Source organism: Mesorhizobium sp. M1409 (genome assembly GCF_040317535.1).
GTDB lineage: Bacteria > Pseudomonadota > Alphaproteobacteria > Rhizobiales > Rhizobiaceae > Mesorhizobium.
The window spans coordinates 68255-93441 of the sequence record NZ_JAMYKV010000026.1; the positions used below are offsets into that span (position 1 = coordinate 68255).

Here is a 25187-nt window from a genome sequence, read left to right on the forward strand (position 1 = left end):
GGCGGGCCATTCAGGCTGGCCGCAGGAAGATCGGCCAGGCGATCAGCGCGCAGATGGCGGCCGATAGCCAGACGCCGGACCATGACCAGAGGTGCAAGAGCCCCGGAATGGCCACCGGAACCAGGAAGAAGCCGACGAAAACCAAGCTGTTGGCAAGGCTGAGCGCGGTTCCGACATGGCCGGCACCGGCAAGCGTGGCAAGCTCGGTATAGGCGACGCCGTGCCAGGCGGAGACCGAGACTCCTGCGACAATAAGCACAGCGGGAAGGATCGCCATGAGCAGGAAATGTCCGCCTGGTATGGCGGAACTGGCCAAGACCAGCAGCCAAAGCACGGCGAAGGCAAGTGCGCTCAGCGCACTGCATAAGCGAAGAAACTGGCGGCGGTTGCCGTGGCGGTCGGTGAAGCGGCCGCTCCAGATGCGCATGACCATGGCGCCGACCTGCACGGCGGCGAGGCTCGCGCTGATCGCTGCCGTTCCCAGCCCAACGAAGTCGTGCAGGAACACGGAGGCGAAGGTGAGCACGGCCACTTGCGGAAAGCAGAGCAGGCCGATGGCGGTGGCGATACGCCAGACGTCCGGATTGCGCAGCGGCGTCGGTCCGGCCGCAGCCGCCGAAACGAGATGGCCCTCGCGCGCCGTCGGCGGCTCGTGCAGCCAACGCCAGGCGAACAGGGCAGAGAGAGCCGATGCAGCCGCCAGGACGCCGAACACCGCGGCAAAGCCGAAAGCCAGGGCTAGCGAGGGCAGGACGAGCGCGCCAAGGCCGCCGCCGAGCGGCACCGCCGTCTGCCTGATGCTCATGGCAAAGCCGCGCTCGTTTTCCCGGAACCAGCCCATGATGGCGCGGCCGCTCGAACCGTTGACGCTGCCGCCGAGCAGTCCGGTGAAGAGCAGGCTCGCGGACAAGAGCATGACGTCGGGAACACCAGTCCTTGTCGGCACAACCAGCATCGCCATGACCAGGAGCCACGCAGCCGTGGCCCCAAGCCCGACCAGAAGCACGCGGCGATCGCCCCAGCGGTCGGTGAGCAGGCCCCAGGGCAGTTCGCTAAGCGCGACCCCCAGCCCGAGAAGGCCGAGTGCAAGGCCGAGCTCGGCATTGGCCAAATGATACCCCTGGCGAAGCACGACCGCCGTTGCCGGTATGCCGGAGAAAGTGGCGGAGAAGCTGGCATTGGCGGCAACGCCGATGCCCAGAACCTTCCAGCGATGGTTGGGCTTGAATGCTCTCTCGGCGGAGCTGGAAGCCGTGTCTTTCAAGAGTTCCGGCGGCTGTCGGTCGGTGCAATCGACGATGGCGGACATGATTTCATTCCCGTGCTTGGCCAGCGGCCTGAGCCTTGACGGTCTATCTCTAGCGTCGTAATTTGATCCTGAAAATCAGGAAGTTTTAAAACAACTATCCTGAAAATCGGGATTATAATATGCGACGCGTGACCTTCGATCTCGACGTTCTCCGCAGCTTCGTCACCGGCATGGAGCTGGGCAGCTTCGCCAAGGCGGCTGACCGGCTTGGTCGGTCTACGTCGGCGGTCAGTGCGCAATTGAAGAAACTGGAAGAACAGGCGGCGACGCCGATCTTCCGCAAGTCGGGGCGCGGCCTCGCCTTGACCGAGGCCGGCGAGACGATGCTCGGCTATGCGCGCCGGCTGATCGAGCTCAATGACGAGGCGGCATCCGCCATCCATGACGTGGAGTTGGAAGGCTGGGTACGGCTCGGCCTGCAAGAGGATTTCGGCGAGGCGGTGCTGCCCGACGTGCTCGGCCGTTTCGCCCGCGCCCATCCCAAGGTCAAGATCGAAGCCAGGATCGCGCGCAGCCACGACCTTGCCGAAAGGATCGTGTCAGGCAGTCTCGACATCGCGCTCGCGTGGCACAGCGGCGAGACGCTGCCCTACAGCGAACACGTCGCCGATGTGCAGATGCGCTGGATCGGTCCGGCAAAGCGCATCGAGGCCAGCCTGCGCCACAGTGAGCCACTGCCGCTGGTGGCGCTGGAAGCGCCATGCCTTTTGCGCAGGGTTGCAACCGAAACGCTCGACCGCGCCGGCCTGTCGTGGCGGATGGCGTTTTCCAGCCCGAGCCTTGGCGGCATCTGGGCAGCAGTTGCGGCGGGGCTGGGGTTGACGATCCGCACCGACATCGGCCTGCCGGCCAGCGTCAGCGCCATGACGCCGGAGATCGCCGGATTGCCGGCGCTGCCCAAGATGGCGTTGTTCCTGCATCGCAAGGACGCCGAAGCCGAGCCAGTGGCGGCCCGCCTCGCCGATATATTGCTGGATGCGGCGCGGCAAGCACTGCCCGAAAATGCGCGGGCCGGCGACAGCGACCTGCGCAACGTGGCGTGATCATGGCGCGCCAAGGGGCGCCGATAATCAGCTGCGTTTCTTGGACCTGCCGGCGAATGGATTGTCGGAGGTGCGCAGCGCAATGCGGATCGGCACGCCGGGCATATCGAAGGCTTTCCGCAGGCTGTTGGAGAGATAGCGGACATAGGATTGCGGCATCGCATCCGGCCGCGAGCACTGGACGACGAAACCCGGTGGCCGGGTCTTGGCCTGGGTGATGTATTTTACCTTCAGCCGGCGCCCGGCCACGGCGGGCGGCGGATGATGCGCCAGGATGCCTTCCAGCCAGCGGTTGAGCTTACCGGTCGAGACGCGGCTGTTCCACACCTTGTGCGTCCTGATGACGGCATCCATCAGCTTGTCTAGGCCGCGCCCGGTCTCGGCCGAGACGGGTACGGCCTGGAGGCCGCGCGCCTGGGGAAGAAGCCGCTCCGTCTTCTCGCGCAGTTCGGCCAGAAGCTCCTGGGGATGGTCGATCAGGTCCCATTTGTTGAAGGCGATCACGGGTGCCCGGCCTTCCCTGATGATCAGGTCGGCGATCTGCAGATCCTGCTTCTCGAAGGGAATGGTGGCATCGAGTACGATGATGACGATCTCGGCAAAGCGGATGGCGCGCAGGCCGTCCTGCACCGACATCACTTCCAGCTTTTCGTGGATCCTGGCCTTGCGGCGCATGCCGGCCGTATCGAACAGTTTCAGCCGGCGGCCATGCCAATCCCAGTCGACGGAGATGGAATCACGGGTGATACCGGCTTCCGGTCCGGTGAGCAGCCGCTCTTCGCCGATCAGCGCGTTGATCAATGTCGACTTGCCGGCATTGGGACGACCGACGACGGCGATGCGCATCGGCTTGGTGTCGTCATAGGTGTGCTCGGCATCAGGATCGGCGATATCCTCGCCGATCAGAACCTCGCCGGCAGCGACTTCTTCGTCTTCGCCATCTTCATTTTCGCCAAAGGCACGCGCTTCGCCGAGCGCGCCGATCACGGCGTCGCGCAAATCGGGCATGCCCTGGCCATGTTCCGCCGAAACCGGGATCGGCTCGCCAAGGCCGAGTTCCCAGGCCTCCAGCATGCCGCCCTGGGCACCCTTCGCCTCGGCTTTGTTGGCGACCAGCACCACAGGCTTGCCGGACTTGCGCACGATCTCGGCGAAGGTCCTGTCGTCGGGCAACAGGCCAGACTTGGCGTCGATGGTGAAGAAGATGAGGTCCGCCTCGCGGATGGCGATCTCGGTCTGCGCGCGCATGCGGCCGGGCAAGGTCGAGGCGCCCGCATCCTCGAAGCCGGCGGTGTCGATGACGTCGAAATGCAGATCGTAGAGCTTGGCGGCATGGACGCGACGGTCGCGGGTGACGCCAGGCGTGTCGTCGACAAGCGCCAGCTTCCTTCCCACCAGCCGATTGAAAAGAGTCGATTTGCCGACGTTAGGTCTGCCGATGATGGCGACTTTGAAGGTCACGACGCACTGCCCGACCCGCGGATCAGTTCGGACATCAACGTTGCACGCTCGCGGGTGTTGCGCGGCGCGCCGTCATCGGCGGCGATCTGGTCGAACAGCTTTAGCGCGTCCTGGGTCTTGCCTTCCTTCCAGGCGGAAAGGCCGAGTGCCTCGCGCGCCGTATGGCGCAGCGTGTTGGTGTCGGATGTGAGCGCTTCGACACGGCTGGAGACGTCGGCGAAGGAGCCATGGTCGACAAGCAGGAGTGCTGCCCTGAGGCGCGCCATGTCGCGAATGCCCTGGGGAATGGCGGTGTCGGCGGCGACATCGTCGAAATCCTTGACGGCGGCGGCGACGTCGCCCTTGTCGGCCTTGACGGTTGCGCCGCGCATGCGCGCGAGCAACGGATAGGCGCCGTAGCCATCCTTCTCCAATTGATCGAGCGCGGTCAGCGCTTCGTCGTTCTTGCCGTCATTGGCAAGCTTCAGCGCCTGCGAGAACGCATCGCCGGAGCGGTTGGCGCGCGTCTCGTCCCAATAGCGATAACCGACGAAAGCGGCGGTACCGAGCACCACGAGGATCGCGAGGACAAGCAACGCGGGACCAAAACGGTCCCACAGCGCATGCGCCTGGTCGCGACGCATCTCGTCGTTGACTTCACGGATAAAACTGTCGTCGGACATCGATCAAAACCATTCCTGCCCGGTCGGGCCTTTGTCAGCCCGCGTTTTAGCGAAATTTTGTCGGCATGGAAGGGGTTCAACCGGAAAATCGCCTATTCCCTAGGGCAAACGGATGTTTGCCCCGGGCAAGCAGCCGAAAAGGCCAATCGCACCCACGCCACATTTCGGGGATAGCCGGCTTCCAGACGTCCCCCAGAATGCAGATCAGAAGAGTGCAGATCCGATTGCCTATGCTTCGTCCGTTTCGCGCTGTTGCGTTTTCCCTCGCCTCGCTCGCCACTGCCGGCGGGGCTTTGGCCGATCCGCCCGCGCCACCAATACCGGCAAAGCCCAAGCAGGCCGTCATCATCTCGTTCGACAGCGCCCGCGACATTTCGCAGTGGAAGCGTAGCCGGGCACTGGCGCAGCGCACCGGCGCGCACTTCACCTATTTTCTCTCCTGCGTCTTCCTGCTGTCGCCGGAAACACGCAAGCAATACGACGCACCCGGCAAAAGCGCCGGCAAATCCAATATCGGCTTTGCCGCCTCGAAGCAGGAAGTCACCGAGCGGCTCGAACAGATCGGCCTTGCCGCGCATGAAGGCCACGATATCGCCAGCCATGGCTGCGGCCATTTCGACGGCAAGGACTGGAGCAAGGCCGACTGGCTGAAAGAGTTCAGTTCGTTCGAGCACATTCTCGAGAACGCCTATGCGATCAACGGAATTGCGCCCGAACCCGAGGGCTGGCGCGATTTCGCGCGGCATGCGGTGGCCGGTTTTCGCGCGCCGTATCTGTCGGCGAACAAGGCCCTCTACGAGGCTCTGCCGGCGGCCGGCTATCAGTTCGACGCCAGCGGCGTCTCGCAGGGGCCGGCCCGGCCGATGGCCGGCAACGGCATCATGCAGTTTTCGCTGCCGCAGATTCCGGAGGGACCGAAGTCACGGCCGGTGATCGCCATGGATTACAACCTCTATGTCAGGCATTCCGGCGGCTTCGAGCGGCCAGGCAAGGCGGACGAATTCGCGAACCGCACCTATGATGCCTTCCGCGCCGCCTTCGACAAGCAGTATGCGGATAAGCGCATTCCGCTTGAGCTCGGCTTCCACTTCACGCCGATGAATGACGGCGCCTACTGGAACGCGCTGGAGCGCTTTGCCGGCGAGGTCTGCGTCAAGGCCGATGTCGAATGCATCAGCTTTCGCGACTATGTATCGCGCCAAGATGCTGCCCAGAAGCAGGGCTCGGTGGGCGGCTGAGCCGCCAACCCGGTTCGATTTCCAACCTGGCCTTTAGGCCGGATCTTCAACGCCCTGTTTTGCCAGATAGCGCTGGTCGATGTCCGGCAGCGGCTCGCCGAGCAGGGTCGCCTCGAAGGCGCGCAGGCGTTTGTGGACCGATTGCAGCTCAACGATTGTCGACCAGGAGGTGAGCAGAAACTGCAGCGACCCGGTCACTTTACCGAATGCATTCGAAATCTGGTTCAGCGCGCCGAACGTTATCTTGTGTGCAACCAGCGACGGACCCAGGATCAGCAGCGAGAAAATGTTGTCGGCCTGCAGGTAGGTGTAACGGACGACGTTGAAATAGATGTAGTGGAAATAGAGCCTGAAATAATTGTGACGAACGTTCGCGAACAGCTCGGCAGTGGTGGCTGGCTGGGCCCTGTCCGCGTGATCCTCGCCGTAGACGAGTTCCTTGCGATAGGCGGCCTCGACGCGCTGGTTGCGGAACTGCAGTCCTGGAAGCTTCATGCCGGCAATCATGACCGAGATCGTTCCGAACAGACACCAGGCAAGGGCCGCGACCACCAATGGCTGCGGGATCGCGCCGATAATCGGCAACTCGGTGATATGGGCCTGCAACTGGATCATGACCGGCAGGAATGCGATCAGGGTCATGATCGACTGGACGAAGCTGGAGCCGAGATCCTCCATGATCTGCGAGAACCGCATCGTGTCTTCCTGGATACGCTGCGAAGCACCCTCGATATGTCGAAGCCTGCCCCAGTTCTCGACAAAATAATCATTCATCGCCGTGCGCCAGCGGAAGATCCAGTGGCTGACGATGAAGGCATTGACCACCTGCACGTTCATGCCGATCAACGCGAGCCACGAAAAATCTGCCAATCCGATATAAAATTCGGCGTTGGTCGACTTTCCGGTCCCCGACATCAGTCCCTGCACATAGTCGAAGAATGGCCCGTACCAGGCGTTGACGGCGACACTGACCTGCACATTGAAATAGATGAAGAACAGGATGACTGAGGTCATCAGGATCGACCAGCGTTGCCATGGATGCGGCGAATACCAGCTCCAGAACGCATAGAAGACGGCCACGCAGAACGCGAAATAGAGATAAAACCATAGAAACGGCGGCGACATGAGAATGGCGATGCCGATAATGGGCGGCGCGCCGGCCATGGCGGGCGGCAATCCGAAAACCGCGCCCAATTGTTCACCACCGAAAAACCAGAACAGGATCGCCGCAAGGCTCCAGACGGCGGCCGAAGAGAAAAAAAGCTTCGGCTGCGGGAAAAAGGATACGAACACTGTGGGGAATTCCTCGATCTAGGCGCAAATCAGCTGACTACGGCGGGCATAAAGTCACACATTAGCTGGAAAGAAAATGCCCGTGCCCGATGCCCGCACCGAGCAACCCCACAATCATGGCGATTTTGGCGCAGCCGACCATGTGAGGCCGCCGGAGACGACCAGCATGATGGCGGCGGCGATCGAGGCGAGGAAGAAATCGCCGGACATTTGCGCCAGCAGCCCGGCGGCGATCGGGCCGATGATCTGGCCTACGCCGAACGCAGCCGTCATCAGGGCAAAGATCCGCCGCGGCGCCTGCGGTGCAAGCTGTCTGGCGGCCTGCAGGCCAAATGCGGTGATGGCTATGAAGGTGCCGCCGAGCAGCACGCCGCCGAGCAACGGCCCGGTACGTCCGCCGATGGCGACGCTGGCGGTGACGCCGACAACTTCGATGATGCATGCCAGCGCATAGGCGGCATAGAGGCCGGTCCGAGCGGCGATCTTCTGCCAGAGCCAGGTCGAGGGAAAGCCGGCAAGGCCGGCGACCATCCACACCATGGTCTCGAAGACCCGGCTGCCGCCGCCTTGCCGAACGATGGCGACCAGGAACGTCGCCGTCACCACGTAGCCGAAGCCGAACAGGCCGTAGGCAATGATGACCTTGACCAGCGACCGGTCCATCCGCAGTGCCGGCTCGCGGGCGACTTCGCCATTGGTGAGCGGACCCTCGTCGACCATCAACGCCACGAGTACGAACCCGCAAGCCGAGATTGCCGCCGACCACAGCCAGCCCGCCGCCCAGCCGGCATGTTCGGTGACCAGCACCGCCATCATCGCCGCGGAGATTGCGATGCCGAGGCCGACGCCGCCGAAATGCAACGCCTGCAGGTCGCCTCGACCGGCAGCCGCGATATGGCTGAAAACGATGCTGGCCATGAACACCATGACGAAGGCGCTGGCCAGGCCGGCCAGAAAGCGGACAACGAGAAAGGCGGCCATCGCATCGGTCAGCCCCATCAGCGCGGCCAGGACCGCACTGGCGCCGAGCCCCACCAGCATCAGCAGGCGCTCGCGTCCATGCGCCCAGCCGCCCGCCGCGGCCAACGCGCCAATGAGATAACCGAGATAGTTGGCGGAGGCGATCCATCCGGCATCGGCCGGCGACAGATGCAGTTCCTGCATCATGCCGGGCAGGATCGGCGTGTAGACGAAGCGGCCGATACCCATGGCAACCGCCATGGCAATCATGCCGGCGAAGGTGAAACGCAGCGCTGTTGACGTGGCTGATGTCATTGCACTGCACAATAGAATTGGCTGGCGCCGAAACAATCAGATTTGTGTTGGGCCAGCCTAGCCCAGTGGCGACTGGCCACTGGCGGATCGCGCGTATTCTATCGTTGCTTCGTCCGTTCGTGTCTCGTCGCGAAGATCTCAACGCCAGCGCCGCCCCTCATCGCCCTGCCGGGCACTTCTCCCCGTATAGTGACGGGGAGAAGGACGCTGTCATCGGCGATTTCTCCAATCTCAACGCTGGAAAGGAGAGCGCCGAGATTGCGGTCATCCCCTTCTCCCCGTCACTATACGGGGAGAAGGTGCCGGCAGGCGGATGAGGGGCGGCGCTGGCGTCGACAATATCGCCTCTCTCCCTGGTTGCCGCGTCCGCGGTTTACCGGCAGCCTGCCGTCTCATGCACTGTTCGCCGCGCCGTCAGCCTGAACGGCACGTCGCCAAGTTGACGCTCCGACATGGTGTTCAGCACGGGATGCGAAAGCGGATCGGTCAGCCATCTCTGCGCCTCGCTCTCCCGGCTGGGCTCATATCCGGAACCTGCAGCGAAAAACCCCTTCAGCGACGACGACAAGATCCTTAGCATTTCTGGCTCCGCGGGTCTGTCTTTCCTTGCATAAAATCTGCCGTTTCGACGGGTCTTTCAATTGAGATTTCGGCCGGACCGGTTTAGAAAATCTCAAATGACCATGCTCAACCGCGTTCATCTCAACGGCCTTCGCGCCGTCGAAACCGTTGCCCGTCTCGGATCCCTGGCGGCTGCCGCCGGTGAACTCAACGTGTCCGTCAGCGCCGTCAGCCAGCAGATAAGCCGCACCGAGAAGCAGCTCGGCCAGGCGCTGTTCGAACGAACGGCGAGCGGTCTCGTGCTGACCGAATTCGGCGCCGTCTTCGCGGCCCGCCTTGGTGCAGGATTTCGCGAGCTTGCCCAGGCCGTGGCGCTGGCCGACGAGGCGACGCAATGCACCTTGGTGGTTTCGGTGGCGCCGGCCTTTGCGTCAAAATGGCTGCTGCCGCGACTGTCGCGTCACTTCGCCCGGCATCCCAACGTGCTTTTGCGCATCGACGCTTCGGTGCGGCTGGCCGATCTCGATCATTCCGACATCGACATCGCCATCCGGCTTGGCGACGGCAAGTGGCCGGGCGGGCGGACGGAACTGCTCTTGGCGCAGGAAGTCTTCCCGGTCTGCGCGCCGGCGATCGCCAAAAGACTGAAGTCGATCGAGGACCTTGCCCAGACCTGCGCGATCACCGACGAGCGGGCGATGATCAGTTGGGATAGCTGGTTCGAGACGGCCGGTGTCCCGCCGGTCACCTTCCTGAAGGGCGCGCGTTTCACCGACCCGATGCTGTGCCTGGAATCGGCGATTGCCGGCCATGGCGTGATGCTGGGCTGGCAGTTGCTCGCCGCCGATGCGCTCGCCGATGGGCGACTGGTGGCGCCGTTCGGAATCCGCGCCCAGAGCGGCCTCGGCTATTGGCTGGTGACCTCGTCCGCGAGGGCCGAAAGCCGCAAGGTTCGGGATTTCAAGATCTGGATCAGGGAAGAGATCGAGGCGACCATGGCGCAGTTCGGGTCGGCAACCACTGCACCCGCCGGCGCGATCGCGGTGGAAACGACCGTGGCGCCGCTCTATGATGAGTCGGACATCAAACTACGACAGGCAGGATCATGACCACACATTCGCGCGGCGTTTCCGCATCGATCGACCCGGTGAAGCTCGACAGGCTGGCGGAAGTCGCCATCAAGGTCGGGCTGCAATTGCAGCCGGGACAGGACCTGGTGGTGACATCGTCGATCGCGGCACTGCCGCTGACCAGACGGATCGTCGAGCACGCCTACAAGGCCGGCGCCGGCCTTGTGACGCCGATCTTCAACGACGACGAGATGACGTTGGCGCGTTACCGCTTCGGCGCCGATGCAAGCTTCGACCGCGCCGCCGGCTGGCTCTACGAAGGCATGGCGAAGGCCTTTTCCAACAATGCGGCCAGACTTGCCGTGCGCGGCGAGGATCCGTCGCTGTTGTCGGCACAAGACCCGGCGAAAGTGGCGCGCGCCAACAAGGCGAATTCGATGGCTTACCAGCCGGCGCTGGAAAAGATCACCGGCTTCGACATCAACTGGAACATCGTCGCCTATCCGGACCTCGCCTGGGCCAGGCAGGTTTTCCCCGGCGACGCCGACGATGTTGCGGTCGCAAAGCTCGCCGACGCCATTTTCGCCGCATCGCGGGTGGACGTCGAGGATCCGATCGGCAACTGGAAGGCGCACAATGCGGCACTTCGTGACCGCACGGAATGGCTCAACGGCCACAATTTCCATGCGTTGCACTTCACCGGGCTGGGCACCGATCTGACCGTCGGGCTGGCGGACGGCCATGAATGGATGGGCGGCGCTTCGACCGCCAAGAACGGCGTCACCTGCAACCCCAACATCCCGACCGAAGAGGTCTTCACCACGCCGCATGCGAGGCGGGTCGAGGGTCATGTCTCCTCGACCAAGCCGCTGTCCTACCAGGGCACGATGATCGACGAGATCTCGGTGCGTTTCGAAGAGGGCAGGATCGTCGAGGCCAAGGCATCAAAGGGCGAGGACGTGCTGAAGAAGGTGCTCGACACCGACGAGGGCGCACGCCGCCTCGGCGAGGTGGCGCTGGTGCCGCATTCCTCGCCGATTTCGGCGAGCGGGCTGTTATTCTTCAACACGCTGTTCGACGAAAACGCCGCCTGCCACATCGCGCTCGGCCAGTGCTATTCGAAGTGCTTCGTCGACGGCGCCTCACTCAGCCAGGACGAGATCTCTCAGCGCGGCGGCAACAAGAGTTTCATCCACATCGACTGGATGATCGGTTCGGACAGGATCGACATCGACGGCGTCCACAAGGACGGCGCCCGCGTGCCTGTGATGCGCAAGGGCGAGTGGGCCTGACCGTTTACGGAGGGTCCGATGGCCTTCGATCTGGCGGTCAAGCGGATCTACGAGCCACCCGCGCTCGACGATGGGCAGCGGGTTCTGGTCGACCGCATCTGGCCGCGCGGTGTCAGCAAGGAGGATGCCGCGCTGACGCTGTGGCTGAAGGAGATCGCGCCGAGCGACGACTTGCGCAAATGGTTCGGCCATGAGGCGGAGCGCTGGGCTGAGTTTCAGGAGCAGTACCGGGTTGAGTTGGACGGGAATGAAGCTGCGGTGGACAAATTGCGCGGCCTGCTCCGCCACGGCAAGGTGACGCTGCTCTATGGCGCACATGACGAAGCCCACAACAACGCGGCGGCGCTGGCGGGCTATTTGCGCGGGACAGGCTGAAGCGCTTACGTCCTACAACAGCGGCGATTGGCGAAAGCCGAGGCGACATCCGATCTCCCCCTTGCGGGGGAGATGCCCGGCAGGGCAGAGGGGGTGCTGTCCCGCCGACCTTTCAACCACTCGCATCCTCATGCTTCGACCGGTTCGTGTCGGAACAATTTCGTCAACAGATGGCGATCCTTCACACCCCCCTCTGGCCTGCCGGCCATCTCCCCCGCAAGGGGGGAGATCGGCAGTTCGCCGTTCCGCTGGCTCTACTTCTCACCTACCGCCTGCTCATAAACATCCGGCTTGAACCCCACCAGAATCCGATCACCTGTCTCCAGCACCGGCCGCTTGATCATGGTCGGCTTGGCCAGCATCAGCGCCTTGGCCTTCTTTTCATCCAGCCCTTGCTTGTCCTTGTCCGCCAGTTCGCGAAACGTGGTGCTCGCCTTGTTGAACAGCTTTTCCCAGCCGACCTTGCCAACCCAGCCGTCGAGGCGCTTGGCGTCCAGCCCCTCTGCCCTGAAATCGTGGAACCGGTAGGCAAGGTCACGGGCCTCCAGCCAGACGCGCGCCTTCTTGACCGTGTCGCAGGTGGTGATGCCGTAGATGGTGATGGTCAAAACAGTGGCCCTTCGGACTTCGAATCTGATCGCAGACTAAGGGCGCCCACCGCACTTTGCCAGCGGCCGCATCCGTGCCCGGCGGGCTGTTCCGGACGCGCATGCAGTCGCGGGACGGCAATGAGGTCAATGACCGCCATTGCTGCTTTCTCGAAATCGTGCCGAACGAGCGGCTGGTTTGGCGTATGTGAAGACGATCTGAACCTCTCACATGGCGGCCAAGACATCGTCTTGGCCGCCACGCTTATCTCTACCCAGCTACGAAGAGAGCAGGCTCCCCAACGCCGTTCCGGCCTCAGTAGTAGAAGCGCTCTTCGGTAATCTTGCCATTCTTGACCGTGTACAGGCCAACCTCATCCATGGTGACACGCTCGCCGGTAGCCTTGGGCGTTATGTCGAACTTGAAGCGCACCGCGAATTGGTCGCCGTTGACATAGGGCCCCTCGACCGAGCCGCCATGCACTTCGTTGTTCTCCTGCCACCATTGGCCCTTCTGTTTGAGAGCCTCCTTGCCACGAGAGACGGCCATCGGCCCCTCCATGGCTTCGAGGCTGACAATGTCATCGGCATTGTATTTCTCGGCCGCAGCTTCGTTGTTCCCCTGCTTTAGCAGCTCGGTGAAGTCCTTGGCAATTTCTGCAATGGTCATTTGTGTTCCTCCGTTTAGACGAATTGCAAATAGGGAACAGCTTGCTGGCCTGCCATCGTCATCCGCTCGGTAGCTGACAAGCCATGTCAGGATGATATCGCGCGGACCGGCTCCCGCACATTCGGTTGCGGACACGAGCCATTTCCGCGATCCTAGGTGAATGTGCAACCTCTACAACATCACCACGACGCAAGAGGCGGTCCGCCAATGGACGCGCACACTGCGCGATATCAGCGGCAACCTTGAGCCTTCCGTGGACATCTATCCCAACCAGCCCGGCCCGGTCGTTCGCAACACGGCGGACGGGGAGCGTGAGCTGGCGAAACTGTTTTGGGGTTTGCCAACGCCGCCTGAACGCATGAAGGGCAAGGCGGACTACGGCACCACAAACGTTCGCAATCCGCAATATTCTCACTGGCAACAGTTTGTTGGCATCGAGCATAGATGCGTCGTGCCGGTGACCAGCTTTGCGGAACCCAGCCCTACACCGAACGACAAAGACCCGGAAACAGGAATCCAGCGCAATTATTGGTTTGCCCGTGATGAAAGCCGACCTTTATTTTTCTTCGCTGGTTTTTGGACTCGTTGGCATGGCGTGCGGAAAGTCAAGGATGGTCCTGCTGACTTCGAGTTGTACGCCTTCATGACAACCAAGCCTAATGCACTCATCGCGCCAATCCACGAGAGGGCCATGCCCGTGATCCTGACGACGTCGGAAGAGACCGAGGCTTGGCTGACAGCGCCGTGGTCAGACGCGCGGCATTTGCAGCGGACAGCGCTCGACGACGCGTTGGTGATCGTCGAGAAACCAGCCACACAGATCAAATTCCCGCAGCAGGCTCCGGCCCAGGGATCTCTTTTCTAAGCTGCAGGATCTCTAAGCTGCAGGATCGCCGTATCAGCCCCTTCCTCAATCCTCGTCTCGCCAAATCGCTCGGCGAACCACGCGGATTTCGACAAGGCGTCTGACACGAATTTTCAATCGTTCGACAGCACTCGGAAGGATGATATCGGCGTCAAGCTCGCGTAGTTTGCAGCGTTCGCACCGCATATGCCGTTCCACATCCCAAAAGGGGATGTCACCGACCAGCTTTGCGAGATCTCCGGGTAGGTAGTGCCGAGTGATGTTGCAGTTCCGGCATCGGACACGAACGAGTTGCCCGACGTCGTGCGCCAGGCAAAGAGTTTGCACATTTCGGCGCGGTCGGCTGCTGGGTTCCGGCATCGGCCAGATTTAGGAATGTATTCCTTGCCAGTCAATCCATACTTTATTCCATGTGTTCACAACCGGCAGGAGGATCCCAGATAGGCCAGGCCGACCGCCGACGCGAACCTGGCCCTCAACCTTCCAAGTCCCATAGCCGATGATGTCCTTGACCTCCAGAAAATCGGGGATGGCCCAGTCGTCATATTCGCGGCCGCGGCCTGACTGCTTGTAGCCGCCGAACGGCGCGAACGTGTGCTCCGGTTGTTATCGTCGATGAAACTAGCCCGGCAGCATGGGGCAGTTGGCGCCACGGCGCAGGCTGATATGCGCGACGTCGCCGACGCTGAATTGAAAACCCTCGGCCTGGCGCGGCGCGTCGATGACAACAGGTGCGCCCTGCCCGAGTTCGGCATGCAGGCGCAGTGTGCGACCGTGAAAGACGATGCTGTTGACGCGCGCCGGCGCCGTGCCGGCCGCGGCCTCGGTGGCGGCCAGCAGATCCTCTGGTCGCACGCCGACGGTGCGCATGGCCCCTTCAGCGGGAGCGTCGCCGGCTTCGGACGTGGCCTCCAGCGGCAGAGCGCCGGCGACGAAATGCAGGCGATCGCCGTCGCGGCCGATGAAACGCGACCGCAGCAGGTTCATCGTGCCGATGAAGCTGGCGACGAATGTGGTGGCTGGCCGGTCGTAGAGTGTGGCCGGCGGTGCGATCTGCTCGATGCGGCCCTTGTTCATGATGACGATGCGGTCCGAGATCGACAGCGCTTCGGTCTGGTCGTGCGTGACCATGACGAAGGTGGTGCCGAGCCGCGACTGCAACCGCTTTAGTTCGACCTGCATCTGCTCACGCAGATGCGCGTCGAGCGCCGACAGCGGCTCGTCGAGCAACAGCACGCGCGGTTCACAGACAATGGCCCGGGCGAGCGCGACACGCTGGCGCTGGCCGCCCGACAGTTCGGAGACGCGGGCGCCGATCTTGTCGGCGAGGCCGACCATGTCGAGCGCTTCGCCGACGCGTTTTGCCTGTTGGCTGCCTGAAAGCTTGCGCAGCGACAGGCCGAAGCCGACATTTTCTTCAACGTTCATGTGCGGAAACAGCGCGTAATCCTGGAACACGGTGTTGACCGGCCGGTCGTAGGGCCGCAGCGCCGTGATGTCGCGGCCGTCGAGCAGCACCTTGCCGCTCGACGGGCTTTCGAAGCCGGCGATGACGCGCAGGCTGGTGGTCTTGCCGCAGCCGGACGGGCCGAGCAGCGTGATGAACTCGCCGCTGACAATGTCGAGATCGACGGCGTCGAGCCCGACGATGCCGCCGGGAAAGATTTTCGAGACCGCCTGCAGCCGGACGAGGGGATCAGGCGCCATCGCGAACCTCGGACGGCTTCGTGGTGTTGACCCAGAGAATCTGGCAGCGCTCGGCGCCCGGATTGCGGAAGGCGTGCAAAAGCGTGCTCTTGAAGGCAAAACTGTCGCCCGCCTTCAGCACGTATCTTGTCGCATCCACCACCAGTTCGACCTCGCCCGACAGCACGAAGCCGAACTCATGGCCGGCATGGGCATAGGCCTCGGCCGTGCCGCCGCCGGCTTCCACCGTCACCAGCATGCCGGTCAGTGTCGCGCCAGGCGGCGACAGCAGCGCCTTGGCAATGCCTTCCGATTTGACCGGGATTTGCCGCCGCTTGTCGGCACGCACGCAATAGAGATCGTTGGCGGCATCGTTGCCGTCGGCGATCAGCGCCGACGGCTCGATGTCGAGAGCGGCAGCGAGCGGCCAGATCACCTTGACGCGCAGCGAGGACATGCCACGCTCGATCTGGCTCAGTGCCCCGATCGACACCCCTGCCCTGGCGGCAAGATCGGCCAGCGACAGCTTGCGCTCGAGCCGCAGCGCCCGCACGCGCCGGCCGACCCGCACATCGGCATCGTCCTTCGGCTTCTCAGCCGCTTCGTCCAGTATATCCATGCCTCCGTCCTCGTTTGCTTTTCCCTTCTCCCCTTGTGGGAGAAGGTGGATCGGCGCGAAGCGCCGAGACGGTTGAAGGGTGTTCCAGCGGAATGAGACGCTGGTGTTCCCTGGAACACCCCTCATCCGTCGCCTACGGCGACACCTTCTCCCACAAGGGGAGAAGGAAGAACGCCCTTACCCGCCAGCCTTCACCTTTTCGAACATCTTGGCGAGGTCGTCATTCTGTTTCATCGGTCCGGTGAAGATGGTGGTCTTCAGCATCACCTCCGGATCGGACGGCAATTGGAGTTTCTCCAGTTCCTCCTTCGGCACGGTGGCAAAGGCGGAACTCAGCGAGCTGCCATAGCCATAGGCCTCGATCAGGTATTTGCCGGATTCGGCGTCCAGCCGGCTGTTGATGAAGTCATAGGCAAGATCGACATTCTTGGCGTCCTTGAGCATGACGAAACCGCAGGCCCAGGTCAGCATGCCTTCCCTGGGCTTCATGAACTCGACCGGCACGCCCTGCTTCTTGAGCGAGGTGGCCGACGCGTTCCAGGTCATGGCGGCGACCAATTGGCCGCTGGCCAGCGCCTGTTCGACCGAGGTCATGTCGGTGGTGTAGTTGGAGAGCAGCGGGCGCTGCTCGCGCAGCTTCTCGGCCACCTTGTCCATCTCGGCAGGCGTCATGTCGAACGGATTGACGCCGGCAAGGAGTGCGGCAACGATCGGCGTGTCATGCACCGCGTCGATGGTCGCCATGCGGCCGGCATACTGCTTGTCCCACAGGAGATTCCAGCTTGCTTCCGGGTTCTTCACCAGATCGGTGCGGTAAAGGATCGAGGTGTTGCCCCAGTCCCACGGCACCATCCAGACCTTGCCGTCACCGGCCTGCAGGTCGGGCAGGTTCTTGAACACCGGGAAGATCGAATCCCAGTTCTTGATGCGCTTGGTATCGATCGGCTGCAGCAGGCCTTCCTTGTTCCAGCGCGCCACCTTGTCGTAGCAGGGATGCGCGATGTCGGGGCGGAAGCCGGCCTTAACCTTGGTGAAGGCGTCATCGTCGTCACCGAAGATCGAGGCCTCGACGCCGTCGGGGTGCGCGGCCAGGAAGCTCTTGTTGAAATCGGGCAGTTCGTAGCCCGACCAGGTGAAATATTGCAGCTTGTCGCCGGCGAAAGCGACGGTCGACGACAGCGCCAATGCCAAGGCGGCCAAGCCGGCCCGGGCCGTCTTTCCGGATATCGGGTGGCCAGATTTCAGGTCGCCAGATTTCAGGTCGAATGCCATTGCAGTTCTCCTCTCTTGGTTTGTTTTGGTTGTGATGGATCGGCGGGTCTTGGCGCCGCCGCGGCCAGGCCGCGATGGCGCAGGATTTCGGCTGCTGCGGCGATGACGAAGGACACCGCCAGGATCGACGTGCCCAGCGCCATGACCGTCGGCAGCGATTTGGGGAACCGCAGCTGGCTCCAGATGTAGAGCGGCAGCGTCGGCTCGGTGCCGGCGAGGAAGAAGACGACGATGAATTCGTCGAAGGAGATCAGGAAGGCCAGCATGAAGGCCGAGACGATGGCCGGCAGGCTGAGCGGCAGCATGACCCGCCGGAAGGTCGTCCAGTCGGAGGCACCGAGATCGAGAGCCGCCTCGCGAATGGTTTTGGGGATGGCGGCGAAGCGGCTGCGCATGATCACCACCGTTGTTGGCAGCGCCACCAATATGTGCCCGAGAACGATGGCGATGCGCGATGGCCCGAGGCCGATGAGGTTGATGAGGATCAGCAGCGATATGCCGACGATGACGCCGGGGATCAGGATCGGCAGCCGGGCAATGGCGCGCTGATGGCGGCGGCCAGCGGCGAGCGGCCATAGAGATCCATGTAGGACACGGTGATGCCGCACAGCGTAGCACCCATGGCGGCAAGGGCACCGATGACGAGGCTGTTCAGGAGCGCGCCGGTCAGCGCCGAATTGCCGAACAAAGTCGCGTACCATTGCAAGGTAAAGCCTTGCAGCGGAAACGCTGCCTGGATCGAGTTGTTGAAGGAAAACAGCGGGATCAGCAGCACCGGCAGATAGAGAAAGACCAGATAGGCGATGACGTAGGCGCCAAGCCAGCGACCGCCCCGCTGCGTGCGTGTGGTGCTCATGTCCGGCTGCCAAATCTGCGGTCGGTGAAGCGCGCGACCAACACCACGGCAAGGATGACCAGCATCACGGCGACGGAGAGCGCGGCGCCAAACGGCCAGTCATTGGCCTTGCCGAATTGCGCCTGGATAAGGGTGCCGATCATGGTGCTGGCCGGACCGCCGACGAGAGCCGGCGTGACATAATCGCCAACCGTCGGCACGAAGACGACAAGGGCTGCCGCCAGCACTCCCGGCATCGAATTGGGCAGCACGACACGGCGGAAAGAGGTGAATGGCCGCGCGCCGAGATCGGAAGCGGCCTCGATCAGCGATTTCGGGATCGTGTCCAGCGCCACATAAATCGGCAGGATGGCGAACGGCGCATAGGCATGGGCAAGCGTGACGACGACGGCGGCCGGCGTGTTGAGAAAGGCCAATGTCGGCTCGGACCAGATGCCGCTTTCGATCAGCGCCGAGTTCAGCACGCCATTGTAGGCGAGCACGATCTTCCAGGCGAAGACGCGCAGGAGATAGCTGGTCCAGAACGGCAGCGTCACCAGGAACAGCAGCAGGCCGCGCCGCCGGCCGGCGTGGAAGGCAAGGTAGTAGGCGACGGGATAGGCGGTGACGACGGTGGCCAGCGTGACAAGCGCGGCAATGACCAATGAGCGCAGCGTCACCGTCCAGTACAGTGGATCGGACACGACAGTCGCAAAATTCGCCGCGGTGAAACCGGCGCCGAGCAGCGAACCGTCATTGCCGCGAAAGGCGAGGAAAAGCACCAGGCCAAGGGCAAACAGGATCAGCAGGAAGGTGACAAGGGCGCCCGGCAGCAGCATGGCGACCCGGAAGCCCGATGACGACCGGGCCTCTGGCGCTGATGCTGCAACGAGGGTCGACATCGACCTGCCTATCAAATTTTGAAATTGGCCAAGAGTTTTTCATATTCATGAAACTGTCAAGCGAAATCCCCAATCGGGACCCGTTGGCATGAATTGCCGTGGTCAGCGCTCCAGCGTGTCGAGCAGGCGATACCAGGCGATGGTCGCGGCGACGCCTACCTGGCGGAAGGCGTGGAATGGGATCGGCCGGATCGGTGAAAGCGGGAACGGCAATTGCCTGGCATCTCCACATTGGAGATAGCCAGCGACACTCTCGCCAAGCGCTGTCATCAGGCCGACGCCGCGGCCCTGGCAGCCGACCACGGCCAGCAGGCCCTGCTCGGGCTCGTGGATGTGCGGCAGGTGGTCCGGCGTCATCGCCACACGGCCGAACCAGCGCTTCTCGATGGCGATTTCGGACAGCATGGGGTAGAGCCGCCGCAGCGCCCGCTCGAGATGTGCCCAGTCACTGGTGCTCGTCGGCAAGGCCATGCGGCCACGCCCGCCAAGCACCAGCCGTCCGTCGGCGCTCTTGCGGTAATAGACGAGGATGCGCCTGGAGTCCGACACCGCCTGCCCCTCAGGCAGGATCGTGGCCGAAACGTCGGGCGGCAATGGCGCTGTTGCGATCTGGAACGAATGCAACGGCACGATCGTCTCGGCGAGGCCGGGGATCAGACCATCCGTATAGGCATTGGTCGCCAGCACGACCGCTTTTGCCTGCAATTGCAGCCCGTTCTCCGTTGAGATCCGCCAAACGCCGGCGCTTTTCCCCAACCGGACCACCTTCTGGTGTTCGGCGATTTTCGCACCCGTGGCCGCGGCAATTCGTGCCAGTTCCGATGTGTAGGCAAGCGGATCGATGACACCCGCGCGGCGATCGAGCCAGCCGCCGAGATAGCCCTGCGCGCCGGTCTTGGCTGCGATCTCAGCCGCGCTCAGAAGTTGGACATCGGCGCCGCGCGCCCGCCATTGCCGGTCACGGTTTGCCGCCGCCTTCAGCGCGACCTCGGTGTGCGCCGCCTGGATCCAGCCATGGCGAACGAAAGGGACCGTCAGCTTCTCGTCGTGGATCAGCTCGAAGACGGCATCGGCGGTTGAAGCGGCGAAGTTGACGAGCGCCTCGCCGCGCTCCGGGCCAAAATGCTCCAGCAGCCATTCCGGATCGTATTTCAGGCCAGGAATGACTTGGCCGCCATTGAGGCCTGATGCACCCTGGCCGATTTTGCCGGCCTCCAGCACCTGCACGGACAGACCAAGGCGGGCAGCATGCAAGGCAGTCGACAGGCCCATGATCCCACCGCCGACAATGACGACGTCGGCACGTTCGCCGCTGGGAAAAAGCGATTGAAACGTCGAAGCCGCTTGCGACTTGTGCCAGATCGGATCGGAGAATGGTGCAGGCAAGAGGTTCACCTGGATGCGCTACGTCGGGTGAAAATCCTAGTCAGGATTTCACAGTTTTGAAAGAGCGTTCCAGCTTTTGTCTCTGGACCGAAACCAGCAGACCCGTCGGACAGCTGCAATCTCAGGACGGGATAGACCTTTGACCGGAATCCGGTGAAAGTGCCGCGCCGATCCAGCCAGCCGCTTTTTTCGATCATTTCAGAGGACCGAATACCAATGACGAACCAGACGCATCTGCCCACCGAGGGCCTTTTTGTCGGCCGCGCCAGCAGCGCCTCGCATCCGCTGGTGGTCACGGTGCGCGACGGCACGGTCTTCGACATCACGTCGCGCGCGGCGCCAACCATGCGCGACCTTTGCGAAATGGGCGACCCGGCAGGGCACGTCCGCTCGGCCAAGGGCAGACCGATCGGGTCGCTCGATGACATCGCCGCCAACAGTTTCGAGGCGACACGCGATCCGACAAAACCCTATCTGCTGTCTCCGGTCGATCTGCAGTCGGTAAAAGCCTCGGGCGTTACCTTCGTCGTCAGCCTGCTGGAACGGGTGATCGAGGAACAGGCGCGCGGTTCGGCTGAAAAGGCCGACGCCATCCGCGCTGACATTGCCGGACTGATCGGCCACGATCTGTCGAAGCTGAAGCCCGGTTCGCCCGAAGCGATGGAGATCAAGGCCAAGCTCATCGCGCGCGGCGCCTGGTCGCAATATCTGGAAGTGGGCATCGGCCCCGATGCCGAGATCTTCACCAAGTGCCAGCCGATGGCCTCGGTCGGCTTCGGCGCCGATGTCGGCCTGCACCCGGTATCGACCTGGAACAATCCGGAGCCCGAGATCGCCATGATCGCCGCCAGCAGCGGCAGGATCGTCGGCGCCACCATCGGCAACGACGTCAATCTGCGCGACGTCGAAGGGCGTTCGGCCCTGCTGCTCGGCAAGGCGAAGGACAACAATGCCTCGGCCGCGCTCGGCCCCTTCATCCGGCTGTTCGACGACACGTTCTCGATCGGCGACGTCAGGCGCGCGGTCGTGCGCCTCAAGGTCGAGGGCGAGGATGGGTTTTCGCTGGAGGGCGCGAGTTCGATGGCCGAGATCAGCCGCTCGCCGGAAGAACTGGTTGCCGCTGCCATGGGTCCGCACCACCAGTATCCGGACGGGCTGGCGCTCTATCTCGGCACCATGTTCGTGCCATCAAAGGATCGCGGCGAGAAAGGCAAGGGGTTTACCCACAAGATCGGCGACATCGTCACCATCTCGTCGGAAAAATTCGGCGCGCTGGTCAACAGGGTGCGGCTGTCGCCCGATTGCCCGCACTGGACCTACGGCGCCAGCCATCTGATGCGGGAATTGGCGAAGGCCGATCTCATCTAGCATCTCGACACCCAGCTAGGGTGCGGCTGCCGACGCTGGTCCGGATAGGCGTGGGGTGGCCGCCGGCGTCATCCATATCGGCGCTGGTTGCGCTATCGCGGCCCGAGGCCAGGACCATCCGTTCGGCTGAGCCTCGCCGCCAATTATCCGACAGTCGGAAAACCGCCTCAACTGATGCGATCTGATGGGACCGTTGATGGCGCCCCGTCAGGCGCCAACTACATCTGCAGATGGAGGCTTGCCATCCGTCGAAAAAGGGAATGCTCTGACGCGTCCGACCGGCGCTGGCAAAAGATGTAATCCGGCTGTCGCCGGAACAAGGGACGGACTGAGAACTGACCATCTACAAACGGGAGGAAATCAAATGCTGACACGGCTAAGACTCGTCCTATACGGCCTGTTGGTGGCGCTGACGATTGTTCCGGCAGCGGCACAGGCCAAGACATTCTACTGGATTTCGCATGGCGGTCCGGCCGATCCGGTCTGGACCTATTTCCTGGCCGGCGCCAAGCAATGGGCCAAGGACACCGGCAACACCGTCAACACCTCGTTCCACAATGGCGACGTGGCCTCGCAGCAGGAAGCGGTTCGCGCCGCCCTCTCCGCCAAGGCCGATGGTATCGTCACCACGAGCCCCGATCCGGGCAGCCTGGTAGAGATCGTCAAGGAAGCGCGTGCGGCGAAAGTGCCGATCATCAATTTCAACACGCCCGACCCTAAAGCGGACTTCAACGCCTATGTCGGCGGCGACAATGTCACCTTTGGCAAGCACTGGGCACAGTATCTGGTCGACAAGGGGCTGGTGAAGAAAGGCGACTTCGTCTGGATGCCGGTTGAAATCCCCGGCGCCACCTATGGCGTCCAGGAAGAAGAAGGCATCAAGAGCGTCTTCGAGCCGCTCGGCATCACCTACGAGATCACCGAAGCCACGCTCGACCAGGCTGAAGTGATCAACCGCATGGTCGACTACCTCACAGCCAACAAGGCCAAGGTCAAGGCGATCATCGGCCTCGGCGACCTTGTCACCGGCTCGATCAAGCGGGTGTTCGACCAGGTCGGTATCAAGGCGGGCGAAATTCCGGTCGTCGGCTGGGGCAACTCGCTCGACACCACCCAGGAAGTGCTGAACGGCTATGTCAATGCCGGCCAGTGGCAGGACCCGCAGGCGACCAGCTATGTGGCACTTTCGCTGGCCAATATGGCCGCCAGCGGCATTCCTCCGGGCTTCAACGTCATCACCGGCGCGCTCTACGAAAAGGACACCGCGCAGGTCTACGACGACATCCTGTCCGGCAAGTAACATCCCAAACCCAAACAGTCGCGATCGCCCCGGCGGTCGCGACTGGCTTCTCATTTTCGCCGAGCCCTTCGCGCAAGGATGTGCGAGGCTCAGCCTTTCCACTCATGTCGCGGGTTGCTCGTGGAAAATCGTTCGCTCATCCAACACCTGGTCGCGCGGCCAGAATTCGGCCCCTTCGTGCTGCTCGTCGTCGAGATCGCCGTTTTCTGGGGCTTCAATCACGACTTCCTGTCGCCGCAGAACATCTCCAACACGCTTGCCTTCACCGTCGAGCTCGGCCTGATCGCGCTGGCGATGACGCTGTTGATGACGTCGGGCGAATTCGACCTCTCGGTCGGTTCGCTGTTCGGTTTCTCGCCGGTGCTGATGTGGACGCTGTTCAACAGCGGCCTGACATCGCTGGAGGTCGGCTTTGTCGCTGCACTTCTGGTTGCCGGCTTCATCGGGCTGGTGAACGGCTGGTTCGTGACGCAGCTCAAGATCCCGTCCTTCCTGGTGACGCTCGGCATGCTTTTGGTTGTGCGCGGCACCGCCCTTTTCGTCACCGATGGTTTTCCGCAACGCACCTGGAGCGCGGAAGGCAGCTGGCTGGCGGAGGCGCTGGTCGGCGACTTCTTCATCGGGCCGTTCCGCATCTACATGTCGCTATTCTGGTTCATCGCCGCGGCCATCGCGCTCGGTTATGTGCTGACGCAGAGCCGCACCGGCAACTGGATCCAGGCGGCCGGCGGCAATCCCAGTGCGGCGCGCGCCCGCGGCGTCAATGTCAGCGGCGTCAAGATCGGCCTGTTCGTGCTGTCGTCGGTCATGGCGTCGCTCGCCGGCGTCATCTCTTCGCTGCGCACCTCGGCTGCGAACCCCAACAGCGGCACCGGCTATGAGCTCGAAGTCATCGCCATGGTGGTGATCGGCGGTACTGCACTCACCGGCGGGCGCGGCACCATCATCGGCACCGTGCTCGGCATCCTGATCCTGCGCGTGATGCGCAACGGCATCGTGCTGATCGGCGTGCCAGGTCTTGCCTACAACATCTTCATCGGCGCGATCATCCTTGGCATGATGGCGCTCCATTCATGGCTGGAACGCCGGCATCAGGCGGGGACTTGAACCATGGCCGAGCCACTGATCCGCATGACGAACATCCGCAAGTCCTATGGCCGCGTGCAGGCGCTGGAGGATGCCAATTTCCATGTCAATGAACGGGAGATCGTCGGCCTGCTCGGCGACAATGGCGCCGGCAAGTCGACACTGATCAAGGTGCTTTCGGGCGCCGTTCCATTGACCAGCGGCGATATCTTCATCCGCGGCCAGAAGGTAAGCCTACGCAGCACCAGAGACGCCATCGCCCAGGGTATCGAGACGATCTACCAGGACTCGGCGCTGGTCACGCAATTGTCGATAGCCCGCAATCTGTTCCTCGGACGCGAACCGACCAAGCCGCCGCGTTTCCTCAACCGGATGGACCAGGACGCCATGAACACGGTCGCCCGCGACCTGCTCAAGCAGGTCGGCATCTCCAAGAACATCCCGCCGACGACGCCGATCGGCTCGCTGTCGGGCGGCGAGCGCCAGGCGGTGGCGATCGCGCGCGCCATGCATTTCGACAGCGATCTGATCATCCTCGACGAGCCGACCAACAATCTCGGCGTCGCCGAAACACAGGGCGTGCTGAGCTTCGTGCGCAACGCCCGCGATTCCGGTCATTCCTGCATCTTCATCGCGCACAACATCCACCATGTCTTCCAGGTGGTCGACCGCATCGTCGTCATGCGCCGGGGCAAGGTGGTCGCCGACGACATCGACCCGAAGAAGACCAGCGTGGCGGAAGTCGAACGGATCATCACCGGCATGTCGGACAAGGAAATCCGCGATGCCATCGCCGATGGCAAGCCATCGCACTGACTATCGGGTGATGGGCGACAATCATCCATCACCTCAGATCGCATCGCTCGTCTGGCGCGGCATCGCATCGGCGCATAGGGTTGCGGCATGAAAGCCACCGTCTCCGGATACCGCCCGCAATTGCCGGCCGAGGGTTGCGGCATGAAAGCCACCGTCTCGGATATCGCCCGCTATTGCGGGCTGTGGGTTGCGGCATGAAAGCCACCGTCTCGGATA

Annotated in this window: 24 protein-coding genes and 1 pseudogene; 11 read left to right on the plus strand and 14 right to left on the minus strand. The window is 62.9% G+C overall.

What is annotated here, in order from left to right; translation table 11 throughout:
- Nucleotides 1–10: 10 nt before the first annotated feature.
- Nucleotides 11–1309: an MFS transporter gene (locus NKG99_RS20195; protein WP_352870382.1), complete on the minus strand. Its 1299-nt coding sequence runs from the start codon at nucleotides 1307–1309 to the stop codon at nucleotides 11–13.
- Nucleotides 1310–1428: 119 nt separating this feature from the next.
- Between NKG99_RS20195 and NKG99_RS20200 the strand changes: the two genes are divergently transcribed.
- Nucleotides 1429–2352 (plus strand): LysR substrate-binding domain-containing protein, encoded by a 924-nt coding sequence (locus NKG99_RS20200; RefSeq protein WP_352870383.1) that lies wholly within the window; start codon nucleotides 1429–1431, stop codon nucleotides 2350–2352.
- A 27-nt stretch (nucleotides 2353–2379) separates the two neighbouring features.
- On the opposite strand, the gene der is transcribed toward NKG99_RS20200, so the two are convergent.
- Entirely contained in the window at nucleotides 2380–3813 is a 1434-nt protein-coding gene (gene der / locus NKG99_RS20205) for a ribosome biogenesis GTPase Der (RefSeq protein WP_352870384.1), read from the minus strand.
- Nucleotides 3810–4475, minus strand: a complete 666-nt coding sequence (locus tag NKG99_RS20210) for a tetratricopeptide repeat protein (protein WP_023759057.1) — start codon at nucleotides 4473–4475, stop codon at nucleotides 3810–3812. The genes der and NKG99_RS20210 overlap by 4 nt, the downstream gene beginning before the upstream one ends.
- Nucleotides 4476–4705: 230 nt before the next feature.
- Here NKG99_RS20210 and NKG99_RS20215 point away from each other — a divergent pair, with 230 nt between their 5' ends.
- A complete protein-coding gene (locus tag NKG99_RS20215) occupies nucleotides 4706–5713 on the plus strand; it encodes a polysaccharide deacetylase family protein (RefSeq protein ID WP_352870410.1) in 1008 nt (335 codons plus the stop codon).
- 33 nt (nucleotides 5714–5746) lie between these two features.
- Here the strand turns inward: NKG99_RS20215 and sbmA are convergent, their stop codons facing one another.
- The 3 genes from sbmA to NKG99_RS20230 all read right to left on the minus strand — a co-directional run bounded on the left by sbmA (nucleotide 5747) and on the right by NKG99_RS20230 (nucleotide 8861).
- Nucleotides 5747–7006, minus strand: coding sequence for a peptide antibiotic transporter SbmA (gene sbmA / locus NKG99_RS20220; RefSeq protein WP_352870385.1), 1260 nt, complete (start codon nucleotides 7004–7006; stop codon nucleotides 5747–5749).
- Between the two features lie 114 nt (nucleotides 7007–7120).
- On the minus strand, nucleotides 7121–8281 hold the full coding sequence (locus tag NKG99_RS20225) for a YbfB/YjiJ family MFS transporter (protein WP_352870386.1): 1161 nt from the start codon (nucleotides 8279–8281) through the stop codon (nucleotides 7121–7123).
- Between the two features lie 373 nt (nucleotides 8282–8654).
- Entirely contained in the window at nucleotides 8655–8861 is a 207-nt protein-coding gene (locus NKG99_RS20230; protein ID WP_352870387.1) for a hypothetical protein, read from the minus strand.
- 97 nt (nucleotides 8862–8958) lie between these two features.
- Between NKG99_RS20230 and NKG99_RS20235 the strand changes: the two genes are divergently transcribed.
- The 3 genes from NKG99_RS20235 to NKG99_RS20245 are packed head-to-tail and all read left to right on the plus strand — an operon-like array spanning nucleotide 8959 to nucleotide 11579.
- Complete coding sequence (locus NKG99_RS20235; RefSeq protein WP_352870388.1) at nucleotides 8959–9951, plus strand: LysR substrate-binding domain-containing protein; 993 nt, start codon at nucleotides 8959–8961, stop codon at nucleotides 9949–9951.
- Nucleotides 9948–11204, plus strand: a complete 1257-nt coding sequence (locus tag NKG99_RS20240; RefSeq protein WP_352870389.1) for an aminopeptidase — start codon at nucleotides 9948–9950, stop codon at nucleotides 11202–11204. The genes NKG99_RS20235 and NKG99_RS20240 overlap by 4 nt, the downstream gene beginning before the upstream one ends.
- Before the next feature lie 18 nt (nucleotides 11205–11222).
- Nucleotides 11223–11579, plus strand: a complete 357-nt coding sequence (locus NKG99_RS20245) for a DUF488 domain-containing protein (protein WP_352870390.1) — start codon at nucleotides 11223–11225, stop codon at nucleotides 11577–11579.
- A 254-nt stretch (nucleotides 11580–11833) separates the two neighbouring features.
- Here NKG99_RS20245 and NKG99_RS20250 read toward each other — a convergent pair whose 3' ends face one another.
- Nucleotides 11834–12187 carry an ArsC family reductase gene (locus NKG99_RS20250; protein WP_352870391.1) on the minus strand — a complete coding sequence of 118 codons (354 nt, stop codon included), beginning with the start codon at nucleotides 12185–12187 and terminating at the stop codon, nucleotides 11834–11836.
- Between the two features lie 74 nt (nucleotides 12188–12261).
- Here NKG99_RS20250 and NKG99_RS20255 point away from each other — a divergent pair, with 74 nt between their 5' ends.
- The gene (locus NKG99_RS20255) at nucleotides 12262–12378 is read left to right on the plus strand and encodes an SRPBCC domain-containing protein (protein ID WP_352870411.1); all 117 of its coding nucleotides are present in this window, start codon (nucleotides 12262–12264) and stop codon (nucleotides 12376–12378) included.
- A gap of 104 nt (nucleotides 12379–12482) precedes the next feature.
- Here NKG99_RS20255 and NKG99_RS20260 read toward each other — a convergent pair whose 3' ends face one another.
- Nucleotides 12483–12836: a SnoaL-like domain-containing protein gene (locus NKG99_RS20260; RefSeq protein WP_352870392.1), complete on the minus strand. Its 354-nt coding sequence runs from the start codon at nucleotides 12834–12836 to the stop codon at nucleotides 12483–12485.
- A gap of 160 nt (nucleotides 12837–12996) precedes the next feature.
- Here NKG99_RS20260 and NKG99_RS20265 point away from each other — a divergent pair, with 160 nt between their 5' ends.
- Entirely contained in the window at nucleotides 12997–13701 is a 705-nt protein-coding gene (locus NKG99_RS20265; RefSeq protein WP_352870393.1) for an SOS response-associated peptidase, read from the plus strand.
- Between the two features lie 621 nt (nucleotides 13702–14322).
- On the opposite strand, the gene NKG99_RS20275 is transcribed toward NKG99_RS20265, so the two are convergent.
- The 6 genes and pseudogenes from NKG99_RS20275 to NKG99_RS20300 form a co-directional block, all read right to left on the minus strand.
- The gene (locus NKG99_RS20275; protein ID WP_352870394.1) at nucleotides 14323–15408 is read right to left on the minus strand and encodes an ABC transporter ATP-binding protein; all 1086 of its coding nucleotides are present in this window, start codon (nucleotides 15406–15408) and stop codon (nucleotides 14323–14325) included.
- Nucleotides 15398–16006 (minus strand): cupin domain-containing protein, encoded by a 609-nt coding sequence (locus NKG99_RS20280; RefSeq protein ID WP_352870395.1) that lies wholly within the window; start codon nucleotides 16004–16006, stop codon nucleotides 15398–15400. Before NKG99_RS20280 ends, NKG99_RS20275 begins: the two co-directional genes overlap by 11 nt.
- 177 nt (nucleotides 16007–16183) lie before the next feature.
- Nucleotides 16184–17278, minus strand: a complete 1095-nt coding sequence (locus NKG99_RS20285; RefSeq protein WP_352870396.1) for an ABC transporter substrate-binding protein — start codon at nucleotides 17276–17278, stop codon at nucleotides 16184–16186.
- A pseudogene (locus NKG99_RS20290) lies at nucleotides 17263–18134 on the minus strand (ABC transporter permease). The gene NKG99_RS20285 and the pseudogene NKG99_RS20290 overlap by 16 nt, the downstream one beginning before the upstream one ends.
- Complete coding sequence (locus NKG99_RS20295; RefSeq protein WP_352870397.1) at nucleotides 18131–19015, minus strand: ABC transporter permease; 885 nt, start codon at nucleotides 19013–19015, stop codon at nucleotides 18131–18133. The pseudogene NKG99_RS20290 and the gene NKG99_RS20295 overlap by 4 nt, the downstream one beginning before the upstream one ends.
- 102 nt (nucleotides 19016–19117) lie before the next feature.
- Nucleotides 19118–20401, minus strand: coding sequence for an NAD(P)/FAD-dependent oxidoreductase (locus NKG99_RS20300; RefSeq protein ID WP_352870398.1), 1284 nt, complete (start codon nucleotides 20399–20401; stop codon nucleotides 19118–19120).
- A gap of 216 nt (nucleotides 20402–20617) precedes the next feature.
- On the opposite strand from NKG99_RS20300, the gene NKG99_RS20305 reads away from it, so the two are divergent.
- The 4 genes from NKG99_RS20305 to NKG99_RS20320 all read left to right on the plus strand — a co-directional run bounded on the left by NKG99_RS20305 (nucleotide 20618) and on the right by NKG99_RS20320 (nucleotide 24971).
- Nucleotides 20618–21769 carry a fumarylacetoacetate hydrolase family protein gene (locus NKG99_RS20305; protein WP_352870399.1) on the plus strand — a complete coding sequence of 384 codons (1152 nt, stop codon included), beginning with the start codon at nucleotides 20618–20620 and terminating at the stop codon, nucleotides 21767–21769.
- Nucleotides 21770–22133: 364 nt separating this feature from the next.
- A complete protein-coding gene (locus NKG99_RS20310) occupies nucleotides 22134–23069 on the plus strand; it encodes a substrate-binding domain-containing protein (RefSeq protein WP_352870400.1) in 936 nt (311 codons plus the stop codon).
- Between the two features lie 120 nt (nucleotides 23070–23189).
- Nucleotides 23190–24176: an ABC transporter permease gene (locus NKG99_RS20315; protein WP_352870401.1), complete on the plus strand. Its 987-nt coding sequence runs from the start codon at nucleotides 23190–23192 to the stop codon at nucleotides 24174–24176.
- Nucleotides 24177–24179: 3 nt separating this feature from the next.
- Nucleotides 24180–24971, plus strand: coding sequence for an ATP-binding cassette domain-containing protein (locus tag NKG99_RS20320; RefSeq protein ID WP_352870402.1), 792 nt, complete (start codon nucleotides 24180–24182; stop codon nucleotides 24969–24971).
- The last annotated feature ends 216 nt before the right edge of the window (nucleotides 24972–25187 follow it).

Coding starts and splice junctions, on each gene's coding strand:
- NKG99_RS20230 (WP_352870387.1), bottom strand. CDS start 8,861: ATGCTAAGGATCTTGTCGTCGTCGCTGAAGGGGTTTTTCGCTGCAGGT.
- NKG99_RS20285 (WP_352870396.1), bottom strand. CDS start 17,278: ATGGCATTCGACCTGAAATCTGGCGACCTGAAATCTGGCCACCCGATA.
- NKG99_RS20225 (WP_352870386.1), bottom strand. CDS start 8,281: ATGACATCAGCCACGTCAACAGCGCTGCGTTTCACCTTCGCCGGCATG.
- NKG99_RS20265 (WP_352870393.1), top strand. CDS start 12,997: ATGTGCAACCTCTACAACATCACCACGACGCAAGAGGCGGTCCGCCAA.
- NKG99_RS20310 (WP_352870400.1), top strand. CDS start 22,134: ATGCTGACACGGCTAAGACTCGTCCTATACGGCCTGTTGGTGGCGCTG.
- NKG99_RS20295 (WP_352870397.1), bottom strand. CDS start 19,015: ATGTCGACCCTCGTTGCAGCATCAGCGCCAGAGGCCCGGTCGTCATCG.
- NKG99_RS20210 (WP_023759057.1), bottom strand. CDS start 4,475: ATGTCCGACGACAGTTTTATCCGTGAAGTCAACGACGAGATGCGTCGC.
- NKG99_RS20280 (WP_352870395.1), bottom strand. CDS start 16,006: ATGGATATACTGGACGAAGCGGCTGAGAAGCCGAAGGACGATGCCGAT.
- NKG99_RS20305 (WP_352870399.1), top strand. CDS start 20,618: ATGACGAACCAGACGCATCTGCCCACCGAGGGCCTTTTTGTCGGCCGC.
- NKG99_RS20195 (WP_352870382.1), bottom strand. CDS start 1,309: ATGTCCGCCATCGTCGATTGCACCGACCGACAGCCGCCGGAACTCTTG.
- NKG99_RS20235 (WP_352870388.1), top strand. CDS start 8,959: ATGACCATGCTCAACCGCGTTCATCTCAACGGCCTTCGCGCCGTCGAA.
- NKG99_RS20245 (WP_352870390.1), top strand. CDS start 11,223: ATGGCCTTCGATCTGGCGGTCAAGCGGATCTACGAGCCACCCGCGCTC.
- NKG99_RS20320 (WP_352870402.1), top strand. CDS start 24,180: ATGGCCGAGCCACTGATCCGCATGACGAACATCCGCAAGTCCTATGGC.
- NKG99_RS20215 (WP_352870410.1), top strand. CDS start 4,706: ATGCTTCGTCCGTTTCGCGCTGTTGCGTTTTCCCTCGCCTCGCTCGCC.
- NKG99_RS20240 (WP_352870389.1), top strand. CDS start 9,948: ATGACCACACATTCGCGCGGCGTTTCCGCATCGATCGACCCGGTGAAG.
- NKG99_RS20200 (WP_352870383.1), top strand. CDS start 1,429: ATGCGACGCGTGACCTTCGATCTCGACGTTCTCCGCAGCTTCGTCACC.
- NKG99_RS20260 (WP_352870392.1), bottom strand. CDS start 12,836: ATGACCATTGCAGAAATTGCCAAGGACTTCACCGAGCTGCTAAAGCAG.
- NKG99_RS20275 (WP_352870394.1), bottom strand. CDS start 15,408: ATGGCGCCTGATCCCCTCGTCCGGCTGCAGGCGGTCTCGAAAATCTTT.